Origin of the sequence: Pseudomonas sp. 13B_3.2_Bac1 (assembly GCF_025466205.1) — a bacterium.
GTDB lineage: Bacteria > Pseudomonadota > Gammaproteobacteria > Pseudomonadales > Pseudomonadaceae > Aquipseudomonas > Aquipseudomonas fluorescens_H.
Window position 1 is genome coordinate 1 of record NZ_JANLOG010000107.1, and the last position, 19,545, is coordinate 19,545.

Genomic DNA, 19,545 nt, shown 5'->3' on the forward strand with positions numbered 1-19,545 from the left:
CCCCCCCCCCCCCCCCCCCCCCCCCCCCCCCCCCCCCCCCCCCCCCCCCCCCCCCCCCCACAGGGGGATTGGGTGGCTGCTTAGTTGTGAGCGTGCAGCGCTTCGTTCAGCTCGATCGCCGATTTGTGGGTTTTGCACTCCACGGCACCGGTTTCCGAGTTGCGACGGAACAACAGGTCGGTCTGACCGGCCAGTTCACGCGCCTTCACCACCTTGACCAGGTTGTTGTGCTCGTCCAGCAGCGCCACCTTGGTGCCGGCGGTCACGTACAGGCCCGACTCGACGGTGTTGCGGTCGCCCAACGGAATACCGATACCGGCGTTGGCGCCGATCAGGCAGCCTTCGCCGACCTTGATCACGATGTTGCCGCCACCCGACAGGGTGCCCATGGTCGAGCAGCCGCCGCCCAGGTCCGAACCCTTGCCGACGTACACGCCAGCGGACACGCGGCCTTCGATCATGCCCGGGCCTTCGGTGCCGGCGTTGAAGTTGATGAAGCCTTCGTGCATCACGGTGGTGCCTTCGCCCACGTAAGCGCCCAGACGCAGACGTGCCGCGTCAGCGATACGCACGCCGGCCGGCACCACGTAGTCGGTCATTTTCGGGAACTTGTCCACCGAGAACACTTCCAGCAGCTCGCCGCGCAGACGCGCTTCGAGTTGCATTTCGGCCAGTTCGCTCAGGTCGATTGCGCCCTGGCTGGTCCATGCCACGTTCGGCAGCAGCGGGAAAATCCCGGCCAGGCTTACGCCGTGCGGCTTGACCAGACGATGCGACAGCAGGTGCAGCTTGAGGTAGGCCTCAGGCGTCGAGGTCAGTTGTGCGTCTTCGGCCAGCAGGGTGGCGACCAGCGGCTTGTGGCTCTCGGCCAGACGGGTCAGCAGCTTGCCTTGAACGGCGTCGATGCCTTTGACCGCTTCAGCCAGTTGCGCAGCTTGCGCGGTGGTGAAGGTGATGGCCTGGTTGCCTTCGGTGTAACCGAGGATCGGCGCAACGGCGGCGACCAGTTCGGCCGACGGATTGAGCAGTGGCTGAGCGTAGAACACTTCCAGCCACGCGCCTTGACGGTTCTGAGTGCCGACACCAAAGGCGATGCTGAACAGAGAGTTGGACATGTGAATACCTCTAGCAATAAGTGACGGGCTGCTTACTTGAGTGCGGCCGCGTAGATGTCTGGCTTGAAGCCAATCAGGGTTCGGTCACCGAGATCGAGCACCGGGCGCTTGATCATCGAGGGTTGAGCGAGCATCAGTTCGATGGCTTTCGACTGGTCGAGATCGGCTTTACGTTCGTCGTCGAGTTTGCGAAAGGTCGTGCCTGCACGGTTCAACACCGTTTGCCAGCCGTGCTCGTCACACCATTGGGTCAGGTGCTCACGGTCGATACCGGCGATTTTGTAATCGTGGAAGTCGTAGCTGACAGCGTGTTCATCGAGCCAGGTGCGCGCCTTCTTCATGGTGTCGCAGGCTTTGATGCCGAAAAGGTGCAACGTTTTACTTGAAACGGTCAAGGAATCGCCCCCTTTACAGGTGCTGGAAAAAAATGGTGTCGGATTATGCCATGACCAAACGGTTTCGCGGCGCCCGGCTTCATTTGGCAATGCAAAACCCTGTGGGAGCGAGCTTGCTCGCGAAGGGGCCGTGTCAGTCAAAATCTCTGTTAATGACACACCGTATTCGCGAGCAAGCTCGCTCCCACATTGGAATGGCGTTGCGGGCGTGCGACATAGGTGCAACGGTCAGACGCATCCTAAGCGGCTAATATGGCAGTTCAACGCTGTCGATTGCCTGAGATTTCCGCTTTATGCAAACCGCTTACACCGTCCTTATCCTGCTGATGCTGGTCAGCGTTTCGCGTCTGGTTGGACGGGTCATCCCGCTGCCGCTACCCCTCGTGCAAATCGCCGCCGGTGCCTTGCTGGCCTGGCCGACACTGGGCCTGCACGTGGCGCTGGATCCGGAACTGTTCCTGTTTCTGTTCCTGCCGCCGCTGCTGTTTTCCGACGGCTGGCGCATGCCCAAACGCGAGTTCTGGCATTTGCGTGGGCCGATCCTGACGCTGGCGGTGGGCCTGGTGCTGTTCACCGTGGTCGGCGCCGGGTACTTCATTCACTGGCTGTTGCCGAGCATTCCGCTGCCGGTAGCCTTCGCGCTGGCCGCCGTGCTGTCGCCGACCGACGCCGTGGCCGTCTCGGCCATTTCGCAAAACCGTTTGCCGACGCCGCTGATGCACATGTTGCAGGGCGAGGCGCTGATGAACGACGCCTCGGGTCTGGTGACGTTCAAGTTTGCCCTCGTCGCGGCAGTGACCGGGGTGTTCTCGCTGGCCAATGCCAGCCTGACCTTCGTGCTGGTGGCGGTCGGCGGGCTGGCGGTCGGTGTCGGGCTGAGCTGGCTGGTCGGGCGTTTGCGCGCATGGATGATTGCCCGTGGCTGGGACGATCCGGCCACCCATGTGGTGTTCATGTTGCTGTTGCCGTTCGCCGCTTATGTACTGGCCGAGCGACTGGGTGCATCGGGGATTCTTTCGGCCGTCGCGGCGGGGATGATGCAGAGCTGGCTCGATCTGTTGCCACGGCAGACCAGCACCCGTCTGCTCAACCGTAGCGTCTGGTCATTGCTGGAGTTCGCCTTCAACGGTCTGATCTTCCTGCTGCTGGGCCTGCAATTGCCGGACATCATCAAAGCCGTGGTCAGCCACGAACCGACGTTGTGGCCGACCCTGCTGTATCGCGGCCTCGACGTGGTGGCGATTTTCCTCGCGCTGGTGCTGCTGCGCTTTATCTGGGTGCAGAGCATCTGGCGTTTGTCGGTGCTGCTGCGGCGGTTGCGCGGCAAGGGTGACCTGACGCAAGTACCCACGGCGCGCTCCTGCTGGTTGCTGACCGTTGGCGGTGTGCGCGGCGCGGTGACGCTGGCCGGTGTGATGTCGGTGCCGATGCTGATGGGGGCTGAGGCGTTTCCCGAGCGTGATCTGCTGATCTTTATTGCCGCCGGGGTGATCCTGTTGTCGCTGATTGTGGCGTGCATCGCCTTGCCGTTGCTGTTGCGCGGTATCGAAAAAAGTCCGGACGACAAGCGTCGTCAAGAAGTGCGCGATGCCTGGCGCAAGACCGCCGAAGCAGCAATCCATGCGCTGGAAACCGAAGAAGTTGCGCCGCAGGATGCCGCGCAGGCGGCGCTTTCGGCTGAACTCAAGGCGCGGATCATGTCCGAATATCGGCATCAGCTTGAGGTGTTCAACGATTCGGCTGAAGCCCAGGCGCTGGCGTTCCAGATGGATCTGCTGGAACGCCGTTTGCGCTTGAAGGCACTGCGCGCGCAGCGCCTGGAGTTGTATAGCCTGAGCCGTCATCACCAGATTGGTGATGACGTGCTCAGAGAAGTATTGGGCGAACTTGATTTGAGCGAGGCGAATCTGGGGCAGGTCAAATAGCCTGAGGGGGTAAGTTCACTCACTCACCGGGTAAGGATAAGCGTTCGACATGAAGATCTTGTCCTGTTCGCTGAGATCCAGATTAATGAAGAGCTGGAAGTCACCGAGGGTCCAGGACTGCTTGATGCGATAGTGCATGATCGACGTTCGATCGTACGCCGAATAGATGCTTTCGTCGGGATTGCCGCGATCAAAGTACCAGTCGTGCAGGCGTTTGCGTGTCACGCTGGCCCGGTAGTCGTCTTCTTCCGGGTTGGCAGTTAATTCATGTTCCTCATAAATGGCAGGCATGTTCCAAGGGATGTTTGCCGTGGGGTTGGTTTGCTCATGCTCTGCGCCAAGCATGTGGCCGAACTCGTGCATTACATTGGCTGCGAAGTAACGTGCGCTGTCGGCTGGGTGGGGCCAGAGTCTCATGGTGGGCTCATCGGGGAATAACCGGGCATCGGTACCAATAAATGAAGAAAACGTTCCTTCCTGGCTGAGTATGCGGATATCGCCCGCTTCACCTTCGACGAAATCAAACTTCAAATTAATGTGCGGCAACCAGTTGCTGGCGGCGGCGATGGTTGCGTCCTTGAATTCTTGCGTGCCATTGAGGAAGGCGATGCGAAGTGTGCAGCCGGGTGTCCAGAATTTCGCCGGATTGTTTTTAGCCCACATGTTTCTGAAACTCCCGAGCGTGTTTCAGAGGCCGGGATATCTGCGTGCTTTCAGATTTTCTGCGTGGGTGAAGCCATGTTGAGTGCATAACTGAACATCCATGTTTTCATTCTTCAGGTTTAACTTGTCGGGTTGCTTGGTGTTCCCGGCAAGTCGCTTTGAATGAGGGATGCTAGTGACTGAACTTGAGTGGGTAAATTGAATATGTGTGCGGTTTTATGACGGGTTACCGTGCCAGCAGAACTGGCACGGTAAAGGTGCTTAGGACTGGCGAGTGACGAACGCGCGAATCCGCTCTGCGGCCTCGACACACTCGGCCAGTGGCGCGACCAGCGCCATGCGCACACGCCCGGCCCCCGGATTGACGCCGTCCACATCTCGCGACAGATAAGAGCCCGGCACCACGGTCACGTGTTCCTGTTCGAACAGGTCGCGGCAGAAGGCAGCATCGTCGCCGGCCACGTTCGGCCACAGGTAGAAGCTGCCATCCGGGCGCTGCACATCCATCACCGGGCTGAGAATTGCCAGGACTGCGTCAAACTTCTCGCGGTACAGCGCACGGTTGGCGCGTACATGCACTTCGTCATTCCATGCGGCAACGCTGGCCAGTTGGGTTTGCACCGGCATCGCGCAGCCGTGGTAGGTGCGATACAGCAGGAAGCCCTTGAGGATATCGGCGTCACCGGCGACGAAACCGGAGCGTAGGCCCGGCAGGTTGGAGCGCTTGGACAGGCTGTGGAACACCACGCAACGCTTGAAGTCCTTGCGGCCCAGTTCGACGCAGGCGCTTAGCAGGCCTGGCGGCGGGGTCTGTTCGTCGAAGTACAGTTCGCTGTAGCACTCGTCGGCGGCGATCACGAAATCGTATTCGTCGGCCAAGGCGATGAGTTTTTTCAGCACGTCGACCGGGATCAGTGCGCCGGTCGGGTTGCCCGGCGAGCACAGGAACAGGATCTGGCAGCGTTTCCAGATGTCCGGCGAGACCGCATCGAAATCCGGGTTGAAGCCGTTTTCGTCCAGGCATGGCAGGTAGTGCGGCTTGGCCCCGGCGAGGAACGCTGCGCCTTCGTAGATCTGATAGAACGGGTTCGGGCTGACCACCAGCGCATCGTCGCCACGGTTGACCACGGTCTGGGTGAAGGCGAACAGCGCTTCGCGGGTACCGTTGACCGGCAGCACATTGCGCGCCGGATCGATCCAGCCGCTTGGCACGCCGAAGCGACGTTCGCACCAGCCGGCGATGGCTTCGCGCAGGGCCGGGATGCCGAGGGTGGTCGGATACACCGCCATCTGATCCAGATTGTTCGCCAGCGCTTCGGCGACAAAGCTTGGCGAGCGGTGTTTCGGCTCGCCGATCGACAGGGCGATCGGGCGTTTGTCCGGGTTCGGCGTGACCGTGCCAAGCAGCGCGCGGAGCTTTTCGAACGGGTAGGGCTGGAGCTGGTTCAGAGCGTTGTTCATTTGGGCCTCGTTCAATGTGGGAGCGGGCTTGCTCGCGAAAGCGGTGTGTCATTGAATGATGTGTTGCCTGACACACCGCTTTCGCGAGCAAGCCCGCTCCCACAGGGGGGAAGTTGCTGGATCAAATACTGATGCGCGAAAGCTTGATATCCGGTTCCTGATTGACGCTCAGTTGCTCGACGATTGCGTCCTGCAAGCGGCTGCACAGCAGCGGGTCGGAGAGCGGCTGGTTGTGGGCGTCGGTGATGAAGAACACGTCTTCCACGCGTTCGCCCAGGGTCGCAATCTTGGCGTTCTGCAGCGACAGGTCGAACTCGAGGAAGATCCCGCCGATCCGCGCCAGCAGGCCCGGGCGGTCAGGAGCGGTGAGTTCCAGCACCGTCACCGGACGCTGGGCGTCGTTGTGGATCGTCACCTGTGGTGCAAAGGCGAAGTGCTTGAGCTGGCGCGGCACCCGGCGCTGGATGATCGTCGGGTAGTCGTCGGGGTTGCGCAGGGCTTCGGTCAGACCGTCGCGAATCTGTTTGACCCGCGCCGGGTTGTCGCCGATCGAGTCGCCGTCGGTGTCGAGCACGATGTAGGTGTCGAGGGTGAACTGGCTGCTCGAGGTGATGACCCGGGCGTCGTGAATGTTCAGGTTGAGCTGGTCCATCGCGGCCACGGTCACGGCGAAGAAATCGTGCTGATCCGGGGCGTAGATGAAGATCTGCGTGCCACCCTCGAATTCGCGTTGGGTGGTTTCCTTGATCAGCACCAGCGGGCCGCCATCGGCCGGCTGCTGCAGGATCGCGTCACTGTGCCAGGCGACGTCGCCGGCGGTATGACGGAGGAAATAGTCATCGCCCAACTGCGCCCACAACTGCTCGACGTCGTCCGGGTCGGTGCCGCCGCGCACCAGAATGTCCAGTGCCGCGCTCTGGGTCTGGCGGATCTGCTCTTCGCGATCCACCGGGTTTTCCAGGCCACGGCGCAGCGCGCGTTTGGTCTCGGTGTAGAGCTGGCGCAACAGGCTCGCGCGCCAGGAGTTCCACAGCGTCGGATTGGTCGCGTTGATGTCGGCCACGGTCAGCACATACAGATAGTCCAGACGGGTTTCGTCACCGACGATCTGCGCGAAATCGTGGATCACCTGCGGATCGGACAGATCCTTGCGCTGTGCGGTGGTCGACATCACCAGGTGGTTCTGCACCAGCCAGACGATCAGGCGGCTGTCCCACACCGGCAACTGATGGCGCTGACAGAACGCTTCGGCATCGACCGCGCCGATGTCCGAATGATCGCCATGCCGGCCCTTGCCGATGTCGTGATACAGACCGGCCATGTAAATGAGTTCGGGCTTGGGCAGTTTGGCCATGAGTTTGGCCGCCAGCGGGAATTTTTCCGACACCTGGCTGTACTGCAACTTACGCAGGTGCTTGATCAGGTTCAGGGTGTGCGCATCGACCGTATAGATGTGGAACAGGTCATGCTGCATCTGTCCGACGATAAAGCCGAACTCCGGCAGGTAACGCCCGAGAATGCCGTAACGGTTCATCCGCCGCAGGTTGCGATGGATGCCGATCTTGCACTTGAACAGCTCGATGAACAGGCTGGTATTGCGGATGTCGTTGCGGAAATTGTCGTCGATCAGATGCCGGTTTTCCCGCAGCAGACGAATGGTGTCGGCGCGCACGCCTTTGATTTCCGGCTGCTGGGCCATCAGCACGAAGATCTCGAGCATGGCGAACGGCGTGCGGCGGAACACGTTGTCGTTACGTGCTTCGATGTAGCCGTCGTGCAACTGGAAACGCGAGTTGATCGGCTGCGGCGGTGCCTCGTCTTCCGGGGCGAGGATCACTTCCTCGAAGTGCTGGATGATCAGGTCGCTGAGCTGGGCGATGCTCATCACCACGCGGAAGTATTGCTGCATGAAGTTTTCGACGGCCTGTTTGGCGTCGTCACCTTCAAAACCCAGCAGGCCGGCGATGGTCCGCTGATGGTCGAACAGCAGGCGGTCTTCCGAGCGCCCGGCGAGCATGTGCAGGGCGTAACGGACTTTCCAGAGGAATTCCTGGGAGGAGGCCAGCAGCGCGTTTTCGCTCTCGACCAGGAAACCTTCGCCGGCGAGGGCGCGCAGGTTCAGGGTGCCGTACTGACGCCGGGCCACCCACAGAATCGTCTGGATATCCCGCAGGCCGCCGGGCGAGCCTTTGACGTTGGGTTCCAGGTTGTATTCGGTGTCGTTGTACTTGTGGTGGCGGGCCTTCTGCTCGGCGCGCTTGGCCAGGAAGAACTCCTTGGCCGGCCACATGTGTGCGGTGCTGGTGACATCGAGCATGCGCTGGCGCAGACGCTCGGGGCCGCAAATGGTGCGGCTTTCCATGAGGTTGGTGACCACGGTCAGGTCGGCGCGGGCCTCTTCGGCGCATTCGTCGACCGAACGCACGCTCTGCCCGACCTCCAGACCGATGTCCCACAGCAGCGTCAGAAAACGCTCGATGGAATCGCGGAAAACTTCGTGGTCGGCGCTGTCCAGCAGGATCAGCAGGTCGATGTCGGAATAGGGGTGCAACTCACCACGGCCGTAGCCGCCGACCGCGACCAGCGCGATGTCGGCGTCTTCGCTCCAGTTGAACTGCTCCCAGGCTTTTTGCAGGATGTTGTCGACGAACCAGGCACGGTCTTCGATCAGCCGGCGGATGTCGCGGCCGCTGCGAAAACGCGTGTCGAGGACCTCGCGCGCCTGGCGGATCGCCTTCTTGAACGCCGCGATGGGACTCGCTTTCAGGGCCAGTTCAGCCTGGAACTGGCCGCGGTCGAACAGTTCGGGATCCACCTGCGGCATCGATTGGCTTTCCTTCTATAAGGCTGGGAGCGTTCTTGGGATCAGGCCGAGACGCGCGGGATGGTGTCGTCGGCGCGCAGGGTGAAGATCTCGTAGCCAGTGTCGGTCACCAGCAGGGTGTGTTCCCACTGTGCCGAGAGCTTGCGGTCTTTGGTGATCGCGGTCCAGCCGTCACCCAGTACCTTGGTGTCGGCCTTGCCCTGGTTGATCATCGGTTCGATGGTGAAGGTCATGCCAGCCTTCAGTTCCATGCCGGTGCCGGCGCGGCCGTAGTGCAGGATCTGCGGTTCTTCGTGGAACACCTTGCCGATGCCGTGGCCGCAGAATTCGCGAACCACCGAGAAACCGTTCTTTTCCGCGTGCTTCTGGATGACTTCACCGATGTCGCCAAGGCGGCAGCCAGGTTTGACGATTTCGATCGCCTTGTACATGCACTCCTGAGTGACCTGCGACAGGCGTTCGGCCCAGACCGGCACTTCACCGACGTGGAACATGCGGCTGGTGTCGCCGTGGTAGCCATCCTTGATTACGGTGACGTCGATGTTCAGCGTGTCGCCATTTTTCAGCGGCTTGTCATTCGGGATGCCGTGGCAGACCACGTGATTGATCGAGGTGCAGATCGACTTCGGAAAACCCTTGTAGTTGAGCGGGGCAGGGATGGCCTGCTGCACGTTGACGATGTAGTCGTGGCAGATCTGGTTCAGTTGATCGGTGGTAACACCCGGTTTGACATGTTCGGCAATCATTTCCAGCACATCGGCGGCCAGTTTGCCGGCGACTCGCATGCCAGCGATGTCCTCGGGGGTTTTGAGGTTGACGGTCATACAGGCTCTCTCTGCGCTCGGCGGCGCTTACTGATACGGAGAGGGTGGCAAGTGTTGGATTTGCGACCCTGAAAAACGCGATTCTATCAGACGGAAGGAGCAAATCCGCGCCTGCGTGCATCGCGTCTGTCTATACAATGGTGCGCCTGAAGGCGATTCCAAGGGGGCTGCGCCCATGTCCTTGGTGCGATTACAGATTCCGGGTTCCGTTTCTGCGCACCCTGTGGTATAAAATGCGCCGCTTTCCGGGGATACCCCGAAAAGCTTAAATCCACACACGTGTCGACACGATGACCTGGGTGCTTTTGGCTTTATGCCACTGGTTGGTCATTGGGATACGTGGAGGCCAAACCCGACTTATTAAGGAACTATCATGTCCCAAGTCAACATGCGCGATATGCTGAAGGCCGGTGTGCACTTCGGTCACCAAACCCGTTACTGGAATCCGAAAATGGGTAAGTACATTTTCGGCGCGCGTAACAAGATTCACATCATCAACCTTGAAAAAACCCTGCCAATGTTCAACGAAGCTCTGACTTTCGTAGAGCGTCTGGCCCAGGGCAAAAACAAGATTCTGTTCGTCGGCACCAAGCGTTCCGCTGGCAAGATCGTTGCTGAAGAAGCAGCACGTTGCGGTTCGCCGTACGTCGATCACCGCTGGTTGGGCGGCATGCTGACCAACTTCAAAACCATTCGTGCTTCCATCAAGCGTCTGCGTGACCTTGAAGTTCAAGCCGAAGACGGTACTTTCGCCAAGCTGACCAAGAAAGAAGCGCTGATGCGCTCCCGTGACCTGGAAAAGCTGGATCGCTCCCTGGGCGGCATCAAGGACATGGGCGGTCTGCCAGACGCACTGTTCGTGATCGACGTTGACCACGAGCGCATCGCGATCACCGAAGCCAACAAGCTGGGCATCCCGGTCATCGGCGTTGTCGATACCAACAGCAGCCCGGAAGGCGTTGACTACATCATCCCAGGCAACGATGACGCAATCCGCGCTATCCAGCTGTACATGGGTTCGATGGCTGACGCAGTGATCCGTGGTCGCAACAATGTTGCTGGCGGCACTGTTGAGTTCGCAGCTGAAGAAACTCAGGCTGCAGCTGAGTAATTGACGCCCTGGCGTTGACTCAGTAAGCAAAAAGGGGGCTTGGCCCCCTTTTTGCCACCTCGAAAACCGTTTGTTGGCGCCCGTGTCTGGTGGCGCAGCCCCTGCATCTGTAACGTGCGGCGGGTACAAGGTGATTCGGGAAGAATTGAACGCCCGTTCGATCGGGTGGAATGGTTGAAAACCTATCCAAGAGGAATTTGAAAATGGCAGCAATTACTGCAGCGTTGGTTAAAGAACTGCGCGAGCGTACCGGCGAAGGCATGATGGACTGCAAGAAAGCCCTGGAAAAGGCTGACGGCGACATCGAAAAAGCCATTGATGACATGCGTGCTTCGGGCGCGATCAAGGCTGCGAAAAAGGCTGGCAACGTTGCCGCTGAAGGCGCAATCGCAATCAAGGACGACGGTAAAGCTGCCGTTATCCTGGAAGTGAACTCGCAGACCGACTTCCTGGCTCTGCAAGACGACTTCAAGAACTTCGTTGCTGCCAGCGTTGAAAAAGCTTTCGCTGACAAGCTGACCGACGCTGCTCCGCTGATCGCTTCGCAAGAAGCTGCTCGCGAAGCACTGGTTGCCAAAGTAGGCGAAAACGTCAACATCCGTCGTCTGACCCGTATCGAAGGTGACGTTGTAGGTTCTTACCTGCACGGCAACAAGATCGGTGTTGTTGTGGCTCTGAAAGGCGGTGACGTCGAGCTGGCCAAAGACATCGCGATGCACGTCGCTGCGAGCAACCCTGAGTTCCTGCTGCCTTCGCAAGTTTCGGCTGAAGCGATCGAGCGTGAAAAAGCTGTGTTCCTGCAGCTGAACGAAGAGAAGATCAAAGGCAAGCCAGAAAACATTGTTGAGAACATGGTCAAAGGCCGTATCAGCAAGTTCCTGGCAGAAGCGAGCCTGGTTGAGCAGGCGTTCGTCAAGAACCCTGAAATCAAGGTTGGCGAGCTGGCCAAGAAAGGCGGCGCAGAAATCGTTTCCTTCACCTACTTCAAAGTAGGCGAAGGCATCGAGAAGCCGGTCGACAACTTCGCTGAAGAAGTTGCTGCCCAGCTGGCTGCCGCCAAGCAATAAGACGGTTTTTCAACTGTCGCCCGAAAGAGGCTGCCCGCTCACGCGCGCAGCCTCTTTTCAGATGGGGTTACCAATTTTTTATTGGTTTCCACTGGGAACTGACTTACAAAGCCAGGTTCCGATGGCGCTGAAGCAGCGCCAAGCTAGAGTGAACGCCAGCTGTAAAACAGCTTGCAAAGAATTTTTTAAATACGCCGCAGGAGAGATTCGCAATGGCTCAGCAGGGCAGTGGTTATCAGGCTCGCTATAAACGCATTCTACTCAAGCTTAGCGGCGAGGCCCTGATGGGCTCGGAAGAGTTCGGGATCGATCCAAAAGTGCTGGATCGGATGGCGCTGGAAGTCGGCCAACTGGTCGGCATCGGCGTACAGGTCGGTCTGGTGATCGGCGGTGGCAACCTGTTCCGTGGCGAGGCCTTGAGCAAGGCTGGCATGGATCGGGTGACAGGCGACCACATGGGCATGCTGGCCACTGTGATGAACGCCCTGGCCATGCGTGATGCGCTGGAACGTGCCAATATCTCGGCCATCGTGATGTCGGCCATTTCCATGGTTGGCGTGACCGATCACTATGATCGCCGCAAAGCCATGCGCCACCTGAACTCCAAGGACGTGGTGATTTTTGCCGCCGGTACCGGTAATCCGTTCTTCACCACGGATTCGGCAGCCTGCCTGCGCGCCATCGAGATCGACGCTGACGTCGTGCTGAAGGCGACCAAGGTCGATGGCGTCTATACCGCTGACCCGTTCAAAGACCCGCATGCCGAGAAGTTCGATCATCTGACTTATGATGAAGTGCTGGATCGCAAGCTGGGTGTAATGGATCTGACAGCGATTTGCCTGTGCCGCGACCACAAAATGCCGCTGCGCGTATTCAACATGAACAAGCCCGGCGCCCTGCTGAACATCGTGCATGGCGGCGCTGAAGGCACTCTGATCGAGGAAGGTCAACAATGATCAACGAAATCAAGAAAGACGCTCAAGAGCGCATGCAGAAATCCCTGGACTCTCTGGCCCATGCATTCGGCCAGATTCGTACCGGCAAGGCTCACCCAAGCATCCTGGGCAGCGTGATGGTGCCGTACTACGGCGCAGACACTTCCATCACTCAAGTGGCCAACATCACTGTAAAAGACTCCCGCACCCTGCAAGTCGTCGCTTTCGAGCGCAACATGCTGGCGGCCGTCGACAAAGCGATCCAGAGCGCCGGTCTGAACCTGAACCCGACCAACCTGGGTGAACTGCTGCTGATCTCCATGCCTGCCCTGACCGAAGAAACCCGTAAAGGCTTCACCAAGCAGGCGCGTGCAGCAGCCGAAGATGCGCGTGTTGCTGTGCGCAATATCCGTCGTGATGCGCTGGGCGAGCTGAAAAAACTGGTCAAGGATAAAGAAATCAGCGAAGACGAAGAGCGTCGTGCCACCGCTGATATCGACAAGCTGACCAAGGACTTCGAGGCCCAGATCACCAAGGCCACGGACGAGAAAGAAAAAGACCTGATGGCCGTATAAGGGTCGAGTTTTAAATGGACAAGACCAAGCAGTCTGCGCCGTCCGCGGTGCCGCGCCATGTCGCGATCATCATGGATGGCAACAATCGCTGGGCGAAAAAACGCTTTATGCCGGGTGTTGCCGGGCATAAAGCCGGCGTGGATGCTGTGCGGGCGGTAATCGAGGTGTGCGCCGAGGCCAAGGTCGAAGTGCTCACCCTGTTCGCCTTTTCCAGTGAAAACTGGCAGCGCCCGGCCGATGAAGTCAGTGCCTTGATGGATCTGTTCTTCAAGGCGTTGCGTCGTGAGGCCAAGCGCCTCAACGACAACAACATCAGCTTGCGCATCATCGGTGATCGCTCGCGCTTCCACCCTGAGCTTCAGGCGGCGATGCGCGAGGCGGAAGCCATGACGGCCGGTGCCAACCGCTTTATCCTGCAGATCGCCGCCAACTACGGCGGTCAGTGGGATATCGCCCAAGCGGCGCAGCGTCTGGCGCGTGAAGTCCAGGCCGGGCATCTGCGTCCGGAAGATATCACTCCGGATCTGCTGCAGACCTGTCTGGCCACCGGCGACCTGCCATTGCCGGATCTGTGCATCCGCACCGGTGGCGAGCACCGCATCAGCAACTTCCTGCTGTGGCAACTGGCGTACGCCGAGTTGTACTTCTCCGACCTGTTCTGGCCGGACTTCAAACACGAAGCCATGCGCACCGCGCTGGCCGATTTCGCTTCGCGCCAGCGTCGCTTCGGTAAAACGAGCGAACAGGTCGAAGCTGGAGCCCGGGTTTAATGCTTAAACAACGAATCATCACTGCGCTGATCCTGCTGCCGATCGCTCTGTGCGGGTTTTTCCTGCTCGAAGGGTCTGGTTTTGCGCTGTTCATCGGTCTGGTCGTGAGCCTGGGCGCCTGGGAATGGGCGCGTCTGGCTGGCTTTACCGCGCAGTCGTTCCGTGTCGGCTTTGCCGCTGTCGTCGCGCTGATGCTGTTCGTCATGTATGTCCTGCCGGGCCTTGCCCCTTGGGTGTTGGGTGCCTCGGTGTTGTGGTGGGCGGTGGCGACCTATCTGGTGCTGACCTATCCGCGTTCGAGCGAGTACTGGTCCACGGCGGCCACCAAACTGCTGATCGGCTTGCTGATCCTGCTGCCGGCCTGGCAAGGGCTGGTGCAGATCAAGCAGTACCCGCTGGGTAACTGGTTGATCATGGCGGTGATGGTGCTGGTCTGGGGGGCCGATATCGGTGCCTATTTCTCCGGCCGTGCCTTTGGCAAGCGCAAACTGGCGCCGCAAGTCAGCCCTGGCAAAAGCTGGGAAGGCGTTTACGGTGGTCTGGCGCTGAGCCTGGTGATTACCGCGATCGTCGGCCTGGTGCGTGACTGGACCGTTGACGAGCTGCTCAAGGGCCTGATCGGCGCTGCGTTGATCGTATTCATTTCGGTGGTGGGCGACCTCACCGAGAGCATGTTCAAACGTCAATCCGGCATCAAGGACAGCAGCAACCTGCTGCCCGGTCATGGCGGTGTGCTTGATCGCATCGACAGTCTGACCGCCGCGATCCCGATTTTCGCTGTATTGCTGTGGATGGCTGCGCCGTGAGCCGCCCTCAACAGATTACCGTTCTGGGGGCTACCGGCTCGATCGGTTTGAGCACCCTCGACGTCATCGCTCGTCATCCTGAGCGTTATCAGGTTTTCGCACTGAGCGGCTTCACGCGCCTGAGCGAGTTGCTGGCCTTGTGCGTGCGCCATGTGCCGCAATTCGCAGTCGTGCCGGAAGTGGCCGCGGCGCGTGGTTTGCAGGACGACCTGCGTGCTGCCGGTTTATCCACTCGCGTATTGGTCGGGGAGGAGGGCCTGTGCCAGGTCGCCTCCGCACCTGAAGTCGATGCCGTGATGGCTGCCATCGTTGGCGCCGCGGGTCTGCGCCCGACCCTGGCAGCGGTGCAGGCCGGGAAGAAAATCCTTCTGGCCAACAAAGAAGCGTTGGTGATGTCCGGCGCGCTGTTCATGCAGGCCGTGCACAAGAGCGGTTCGGTGTTGCTGCCGATCGACAGCGAACACAACGCGATCTTCCAGTGCATGCCGCAGGATTTTTCTCGTGGTCTGGGCGCTGTTGGCGTGCGGCGGATTTTGCTGACGGCTTCGGGCGGTCCTTTCCGTCAGACGCCGATGAGCGAACTGGCGCATGTTTCGCCTGATCAGGCGTGTGCGCACCCGAACTGGTCCATGGGTCGCAAGATCTCGGTGGATTCGGCCAGCATGATGAACAAGGGCCTGGAGTTGATCGAGGCTTGCTGGCTGTTCGACGCCAAGCCGTCGCAGGTCGAGGTGGTGATTCATCCGCAGAGTGTGATTCACTCGCTGGTCGACTATGTGGATGGCTCGGTATTGGCGCAGTTGGGCAACCCCGACATGCGCACGCCGATTGCCAACGCATTGGCCTGGCCTGAGCGGATCGACTCGGGTGTGGCGCCGCTGGACCTGTTTGCCATTGCCCGCCTGGATTTCGAAGCACCGGACGAGCAGCGCTTCCCTTGCCTGCGCCTGGCGCGACAGGCGGCAGAGGCTGGCAACAGCGCGCCGGCCATGCTCAATGCGGCCAACGAAGTGGCGGTCGCGGCGTTTCTCGACGGACGCGTTGGTTATCTGGAAATCGCGAGTATCATCGAGGATGTGCTGAATCTCGAGCCAGTGGTTGCGCTTGAGGATCTGGACGCGGTGTTTACCGCTGACGCGAAAGCGCGGATTCTGGCCGAACAATGGCTTGATCGTCACGGCCGATAGCCGTTGCAGGACCATGGCTTCACGCGGCACTGAACAGGATTGCGGAGAAAGTAGATGAGCGCGCTCTATATGATTGCCGGCACCCTGATCGCTTTGGGTGTGCTGGTCACCTTTCACGAATTCGGCCATTTCTGGGTCGCGCGTCGCTGTGGCGTCAAGGTTTTGCGTTTCTCCGTGGGCTTCGGCATGCCCTTGCTGCGCTGGCACGACAAGCAGGGTACCGAGTTTGTCGTCGCCGCGATTCCGCTGGGTGGCTACGTCAAAATGCTCGATGAGCGTGAGGGCGAAGTCCCGGCCGATCAGCTTCATCAATCCTTCAATCGCAAATCGGTTCGCCAGCGTATCGCTATTGTTGCAGCGGGACCGATCGCCAACTTCCTGTTGGCTCTGGTGTTCTTCTGGGTGCTGGCCATGCTCGGCAGCGAGCAGATCCGTCCGGTCATCGGTGCCGTCGAGTCCGGTAGCATTGCGGCCAGGGCCGGCTTGAGTGCCGGTCAGGAAATCGTCGCCATTGATGGCGAGCCGACTTCTGGCTGGGCGGCGGTCAATTTGCAGTTGGTCCGTCGTCTTGGGGAAAGCGGGGCCCTGCAATTGCTCGTGCGTGAGCAGGGCTCTACAGCGGATACGCCGCGCGAACTGGCGCTCGATCATTGGCTCAAAGGGGCGGACGAGCCCGATCCGATTCGCTCGCTGGGGATTCGCCCATGGCGCCCGGCTCTGCCGCCAGTGCTGGCCGAGCTCGATCCAAAAGGTCCGGCGCAGGCCGCTGGTCTGAAAACCGGCGACCGTTTGCTGTCGCTCGATGGCCAGGCGCTGGGTGACTGGCAGCAAGTGGTCGATACCGTTCGTACGCGTCCTGATACCAAAATCTTGCTGCGCGTCGAGCGTGACGGTGCTCAAATCGACGTCCCGGTGACCCTGGCGGCGCGCGGCGAAAGCAAAGCGCCGAGCGGTTATCTCGGGGCCGGCGTAAAAGCCGTGGACTGGCCGCCGGAAATGATCCGCGAGGTCAGTTATGGCCCGTTGGCCGCGATTGGCGAGGGTGCCCGACGTACCTGGACCATGAGCATCCTGACGCTGGACTCACTGAAGAAAATGCTGTTTGGCGAGCTCTCGGTAAAAAACTTGAGTGGGCCGATAACCATTGCTAAAGTGGCGGGCGCTTCTGCCCAGTCGGGCGTTGCTGATTTCCTGAATTTCCTTGCTTATCTGAGTATTAGCCTGGGAGTTCTGAATTTGCTGCCCATCCCTGTACTGGATGGGGGGCATTTGTTGTTTTATCTGATTGAGTGGGTGCGTGGTCGCCCCTTGTCGGATCGGGTGCAAGGTTGGGGGGTGCAGATCGGTATCAGTTTGGTGGTCGGAGTGATGTTGCTTGCTCTGGTCAATGATCTGGGCCGTCTGTAAAGCTTCGCTGAATTGCGAATCTGCCGCATTTTGCGGCAGTTTGTTTATTGCCAGTTGGAATAAGAAAGGACTTCATGAAACGTCTGCTGCTAACTGCGGTTCTCACCGTATTGATGATCGCCGAAGTTCACGCCGAGTCCTTCACTATCTCTGATATTCGCGTCAATGGCCTCCAGCGGGTCTCCGCGGGTAGCGTCTTTGGTGCCTTGCCGTTGAACGTCGGCGAGCAGGCGGATGATCGTCGCCTGGTGGAATCCACTCGTGCGTTGTTCAAAACCGGTTTCTTTCAAGATATCCAGCTGGGCCGCGAAGGCAACGTTCTGGTGATCACGGTCGTCGAACGTCCGTCGGTCGCGAGTATCGAGATCGAAGGTAACAAGGCGATCTCTACCGAAGACCTGATGAAAGGCCTCAAGCAGTCCGGACTATCGGAAGGCGAGATCTTCCAGCGCGCCACCCTCGAAGGTGTGCGTAACGAGCTGCAGCGCCAGTACGTTGCGCAGGGCCGCTATTCGGCCACGGTTGATACCGAAGTGGTCTCGCAGCCGCGTAACCGCGTAGCCCTGAAAGTGAAGATCAACGAAGGCACTGTGGCTGCCATCCAGCACATCAACGTGGTGGGCAACACGGTTTTCCCTGACGACGACTTGATCGACCTGTTCGAGCTGAAAACCACCAACTGGCTGTCGTTCTTCAAGAACGACGACAAGTACGCCCGTGAAAAGCTCTCCGGTGACCTGGAGCGTCTGCGTTCCTACTACCTGGACCGCGGCTATATCAACATGGATATCGCTTCGACCCAGGTGTCCATCACCCCGGACAAGAAACACGTCTACATCACCGTCAACATCACTGAAGGCGAGAAGTACACCGTTCGTGACGTCAAGCTCAGCGGTGACCTGAAGGTGCCTGAAGACCAGGTCAAGTCTTTGTTGCTGGTGCAGAAAGGCCAGGTGTTCTCGCGCAAGCTGATGACCACCACCTCCGAACTGATCACGCGCCGTCTGGGTAACGAGGGTTACACCTTCGCCAACGTCAACGGCATACCTCAGCCGCATGACGACGATCACACTGTGGACATCCTGTTCGCCGTCGATCCGGGCAAGCGCGCCTACGTCAACCGCATCAACTTCCGTGGCAACACCAAGTCCGAGGACGAAGTGCTGCGTCGCGAAATGCGTCAGATGGAAGGTGGCTGGGCTTCGACCTACCTGATCGACCAGTCCAAGACCCGTCTTGAGCGTCTGGGCTTCTTTAAGGAAGTGAACGTCGAGACACCGGCTGTTCCGGGTGTCGACGACCAGGTTGACGTGAACTACGCCGTTGAAGAACAAGCCTCCGGCTCGATCACCGCCAGCGTCGGTTTCGCCCAGAGCGCCGGTTTGATCCTCGGTGGTTCGATCACCCAGAACAACTTCCTGGGTACCGGTAACCGTGTGAGCGTGGGCCTGACCCGCAGCGAATACCAGAGCCGCTACAACTTCGGCTACGTTGACCCCTACTGGACCGCCGACGGCGTGAGCCTGGGTTACAACGCGTTCTATCGCACCACCGACTACAAAGACCTCGACGTCGACGTAGCAAGCTATGCGGTAGACAGCCTGGGTGCCGGCGTCAACGTTGGCTACCCGATCAGCGAGACTTCGCGTCTGACCTTCGGTCTGTCCGCTCAACAGGACAAGATCAAGACCGGTACCTACACCGTCGACGAGATTTTCGACTTCGTTAAAAAGGAAGGCGATCAGTACCTGAACTTCAAGGCGTCGGCCGGCTGGTCCGAATCGACCCTGAACAAAGGCGTGTTGCCGACCCGTGGTCGCTCGCAGAGCCTGACCCTGGAAACCACCATTCCAGGCAGCGACCTGTCGTTCTACAAGCTCGACTACCGTGGCCAGTTGTTCCAGCCGATTACCGAGAACTACACCCTGCGTCTGCACACCGAACTGGGTTATGGCGACGGTTACGGTTCGACCGATGGCTTGCCTTTCTATGAAAACTACTATGCTGGTGGTTTCAACTCGGTTCGCGGCTTCAAGGACAGTACCCTCGGCCCACGCAGTACTCCGAGTAAGGGTACCAACCCGGGGACGTTGGCAGACCCGGACCAGGATCCGCTGCCGTTCGGTGGTAACGTCCTGATCCAGGGCGGTGTGGAAGTTCTGTTCCCGCTGCCATTCGTCAAGGATCAGCGCTCCCTGCGTACCTCGGTATTCTGGGATGTGGGTAACGTGTTTGACTCGCAGTGCAAAGATACTGTGAACGCCGACGGTTCGAAGTCCAACACCAAGTGCAATGACATCAGCCTGACCAACATGGCCAGTTCCGTTGGTGTGGGTGTGACCTGGGTCACCGCACTGGGTCCTCTGAGTTTTGCTCTGGCGATGCCGGTCAAGAAACCGGATAACGCTGAAACTCAAGTGTTCCAATTCTCCCTCGGCCAGACGTTCTAAGCGTCTGACCCAAGATAACGACAATGGATT

16 protein-coding genes are annotated in these 19,545 nt (G+C 59.5%); 10 read left to right on the forward strand and 6 right to left on the reverse strand.

The annotated features are described in order from the left end of the window. Window positions 1–80 precede the first annotated feature (80 nt). Window positions 81–1,115, reverse strand: a complete 1,035-nt coding sequence (gene dapD, locus NTD85_RS16665; protein ID WP_262142712.1) for a 2,3,4,5-tetrahydropyridine-2,6-dicarboxylate N-succinyltransferase — start codon at window positions 1,113–1,115, stop codon at window positions 81–83. Window positions 1,116–1,147: 32 nt separating this feature from the next. Continuing rightward, window positions 1,148–1,510, reverse strand: coding sequence for an ArsC family reductase (locus NTD85_RS16670; protein ID WP_262142713.1), 363 nt, complete (start codon window positions 1,508–1,510; stop codon window positions 1,148–1,150). 293 nt (window positions 1,511–1,803) lie between these two features. Here NTD85_RS16670 and NTD85_RS16675 point away from each other — a divergent pair, with 293 nt between their 5' ends. Next, window positions 1,804–3,435 carry a Na+/H+ antiporter gene (locus NTD85_RS16675; RefSeq protein WP_262142714.1) on the forward strand — a complete coding sequence of 544 codons (1,632 nt, stop codon included), beginning with the start codon at window positions 1,804–1,806 and terminating at the stop codon, window positions 3,433–3,435. Window positions 3,436–3,450: 15 nt separating this feature from the next. Here NTD85_RS16675 and NTD85_RS16680 read toward each other — a convergent pair whose 3' ends face one another. The 4 genes from NTD85_RS16680 to map all read right to left on the reverse strand — a co-directional run bounded on the left by NTD85_RS16680 (window position 3,451) and on the right by map (window position 9,207). Then, window positions 3,451–4,098, reverse strand: a complete 648-nt coding sequence (locus tag NTD85_RS16680; RefSeq protein WP_003222113.1) for a hypothetical protein — start codon at window positions 4,096–4,098, stop codon at window positions 3,451–3,453. A 261-nt stretch (window positions 4,099–4,359) separates the two neighbouring features. Further along, complete coding sequence (gene dapC / locus NTD85_RS16685) at window positions 4,360–5,559, reverse strand: succinyldiaminopimelate transaminase (protein WP_003222115.1); 1,200 nt, start codon at window positions 5,557–5,559, stop codon at window positions 4,360–4,362. Window positions 5,560–5,680: 121 nt separating this feature from the next. Continuing rightward, on the reverse strand, window positions 5,681–8,383 hold the full coding sequence (locus tag NTD85_RS16690) for a [protein-PII] uridylyltransferase (RefSeq protein WP_201135692.1): 2,703 nt from the start codon (window positions 8,381–8,383) through the stop codon (window positions 5,681–5,683). Between the two features lie 41 nt (window positions 8,384–8,424). Then, on the reverse strand, window positions 8,425–9,207 hold the full coding sequence (gene map, locus NTD85_RS16695) for a type I methionyl aminopeptidase (RefSeq protein WP_047291865.1): 783 nt from the start codon (window positions 9,205–9,207) through the stop codon (window positions 8,425–8,427). A 373-nt stretch (window positions 9,208–9,580) separates the two neighbouring features. Here map and rpsB point away from each other — a divergent pair, with 373 nt between their 5' ends. The 9 genes from rpsB (at window position 9,581) to bamA (ending at window position 19,515) form a co-directional block, all read left to right on the forward strand. Next, the gene (rpsB, locus tag NTD85_RS16700; RefSeq protein ID WP_003222119.1) at window positions 9,581–10,318 is read left to right on the forward strand and encodes a 30S ribosomal protein S2; all 738 of its coding nucleotides are present in this window, start codon (window positions 9,581–9,583) and stop codon (window positions 10,316–10,318) included. A 203-nt stretch (window positions 10,319–10,521) separates the two neighbouring features. Further along, the gene (gene tsf, locus NTD85_RS16705; RefSeq protein ID WP_003222121.1) at window positions 10,522–11,385 is read left to right on the forward strand and encodes a translation elongation factor Ts; all 864 of its coding nucleotides are present in this window, start codon (window positions 10,522–10,524) and stop codon (window positions 11,383–11,385) included. Between the two features lie 212 nt (window positions 11,386–11,597). Then, window positions 11,598–12,341, forward strand: coding sequence for a UMP kinase (gene pyrH / locus NTD85_RS16710; RefSeq protein WP_003222124.1), 744 nt, complete (start codon window positions 11,598–11,600; stop codon window positions 12,339–12,341). Further along, window positions 12,338–12,895 carry a ribosome recycling factor gene (gene frr, locus NTD85_RS16715; RefSeq protein WP_047601296.1) on the forward strand — a complete coding sequence of 186 codons (558 nt, stop codon included), beginning with the start codon at window positions 12,338–12,340 and terminating at the stop codon, window positions 12,893–12,895. The genes pyrH and frr overlap by 4 nt, the downstream gene beginning before the upstream one ends. A gap of 14 nt (window positions 12,896–12,909) precedes the next feature. Next, the gene (uppS, locus tag NTD85_RS16720; RefSeq protein ID WP_003222128.1) at window positions 12,910–13,665 is read left to right on the forward strand and encodes a polyprenyl diphosphate synthase; all 756 of its coding nucleotides are present in this window, start codon (window positions 12,910–12,912) and stop codon (window positions 13,663–13,665) included. Then, window positions 13,665–14,471 carry a phosphatidate cytidylyltransferase gene (locus NTD85_RS16725; protein ID WP_262142715.1) on the forward strand — a complete coding sequence of 269 codons (807 nt, stop codon included), beginning with the start codon at window positions 13,665–13,667 and terminating at the stop codon, window positions 14,469–14,471. Before uppS ends, NTD85_RS16725 begins: the two co-directional genes overlap by 1 nt. Further along, the gene (gene ispC, locus NTD85_RS16730; protein ID WP_262142717.1) at window positions 14,468–15,658 is read left to right on the forward strand and encodes a 1-deoxy-D-xylulose-5-phosphate reductoisomerase; all 1,191 of its coding nucleotides are present in this window, start codon (window positions 14,468–14,470) and stop codon (window positions 15,656–15,658) included. Before NTD85_RS16725 ends, ispC begins: the two co-directional genes overlap by 4 nt. A gap of 54 nt (window positions 15,659–15,712) precedes the next feature. Beyond that, window positions 15,713–17,065: a sigma E protease regulator RseP gene (gene rseP, locus NTD85_RS16735; protein ID WP_003222134.1), complete on the forward strand. Its 1,353-nt coding sequence runs from the start codon at window positions 15,713–15,715 to the stop codon at window positions 17,063–17,065. Window positions 17,066–17,139: 74 nt separating this feature from the next. After that, window positions 17,140–19,515, forward strand: coding sequence for an outer membrane protein assembly factor BamA (bamA, locus tag NTD85_RS16740; protein ID WP_262142718.1), 2,376 nt, complete (start codon window positions 17,140–17,142; stop codon window positions 19,513–19,515). The last annotated feature ends 30 nt before the right edge of the window (window positions 19,516–19,545 follow it).

Bases quoted from the DNA above. Each gene is read 5' to 3' on its own strand.
- pyrH (WP_003222124.1), top strand. From the start codon at position 11,598: ATGGCTCAGCAGGGCAGTGGTTATCAGGCTCGCTATAAACGCATTCTA.
- map (WP_047291865.1), bottom strand. From the start codon at position 9,207: ATGACCGTCAACCTCAAAACCCCCGAGGACATCGCTGGCATGCGAGTC.
- tsf (WP_003222121.1), top strand. From the start codon at position 10,522: ATGGCAGCAATTACTGCAGCGTTGGTTAAAGAACTGCGCGAGCGTACC.
- dapD (WP_262142712.1), bottom strand. From the start codon at position 1,115: ATGTCCAACTCTCTGTTCAGCATCGCCTTTGGTGTCGGCACTCAGAAC.
- uppS (WP_003222128.1), top strand. From the start codon at position 12,910: ATGGACAAGACCAAGCAGTCTGCGCCGTCCGCGGTGCCGCGCCATGTC.
- NTD85_RS16680 (WP_003222113.1), bottom strand. From the start codon at position 4,098: ATGTGGGCTAAAAACAATCCGGCGAAATTCTGGACACCCGGCTGCACA.
- dapC (WP_003222115.1), bottom strand. From the start codon at position 5,559: ATGAACAACGCTCTGAACCAGCTCCAGCCCTACCCGTTCGAAAAGCTC.
- frr (WP_047601296.1), top strand. From the start codon at position 12,338: ATGATCAACGAAATCAAGAAAGACGCTCAAGAGCGCATGCAGAAATCC.
- NTD85_RS16690 (WP_201135692.1), bottom strand. From the start codon at position 8,383: ATGCCGCAGGTGGATCCCGAACTGTTCGACCGCGGCCAGTTCCAGGCT.
- NTD85_RS16725 (WP_262142715.1), top strand. From the start codon at position 13,665: ATGCTTAAACAACGAATCATCACTGCGCTGATCCTGCTGCCGATCGCT.
- rpsB (WP_003222119.1), top strand. From the start codon at position 9,581: ATGTCCCAAGTCAACATGCGCGATATGCTGAAGGCCGGTGTGCACTTC.
- rseP (WP_003222134.1), top strand. From the start codon at position 15,713: ATGAGCGCGCTCTATATGATTGCCGGCACCCTGATCGCTTTGGGTGTG.
- NTD85_RS16675 (WP_262142714.1), top strand. From the start codon at position 1,804: ATGCAAACCGCTTACACCGTCCTTATCCTGCTGATGCTGGTCAGCGTT.
- bamA (WP_262142718.1), top strand. From the start codon at position 17,140: ATGAAACGTCTGCTGCTAACTGCGGTTCTCACCGTATTGATGATCGCC.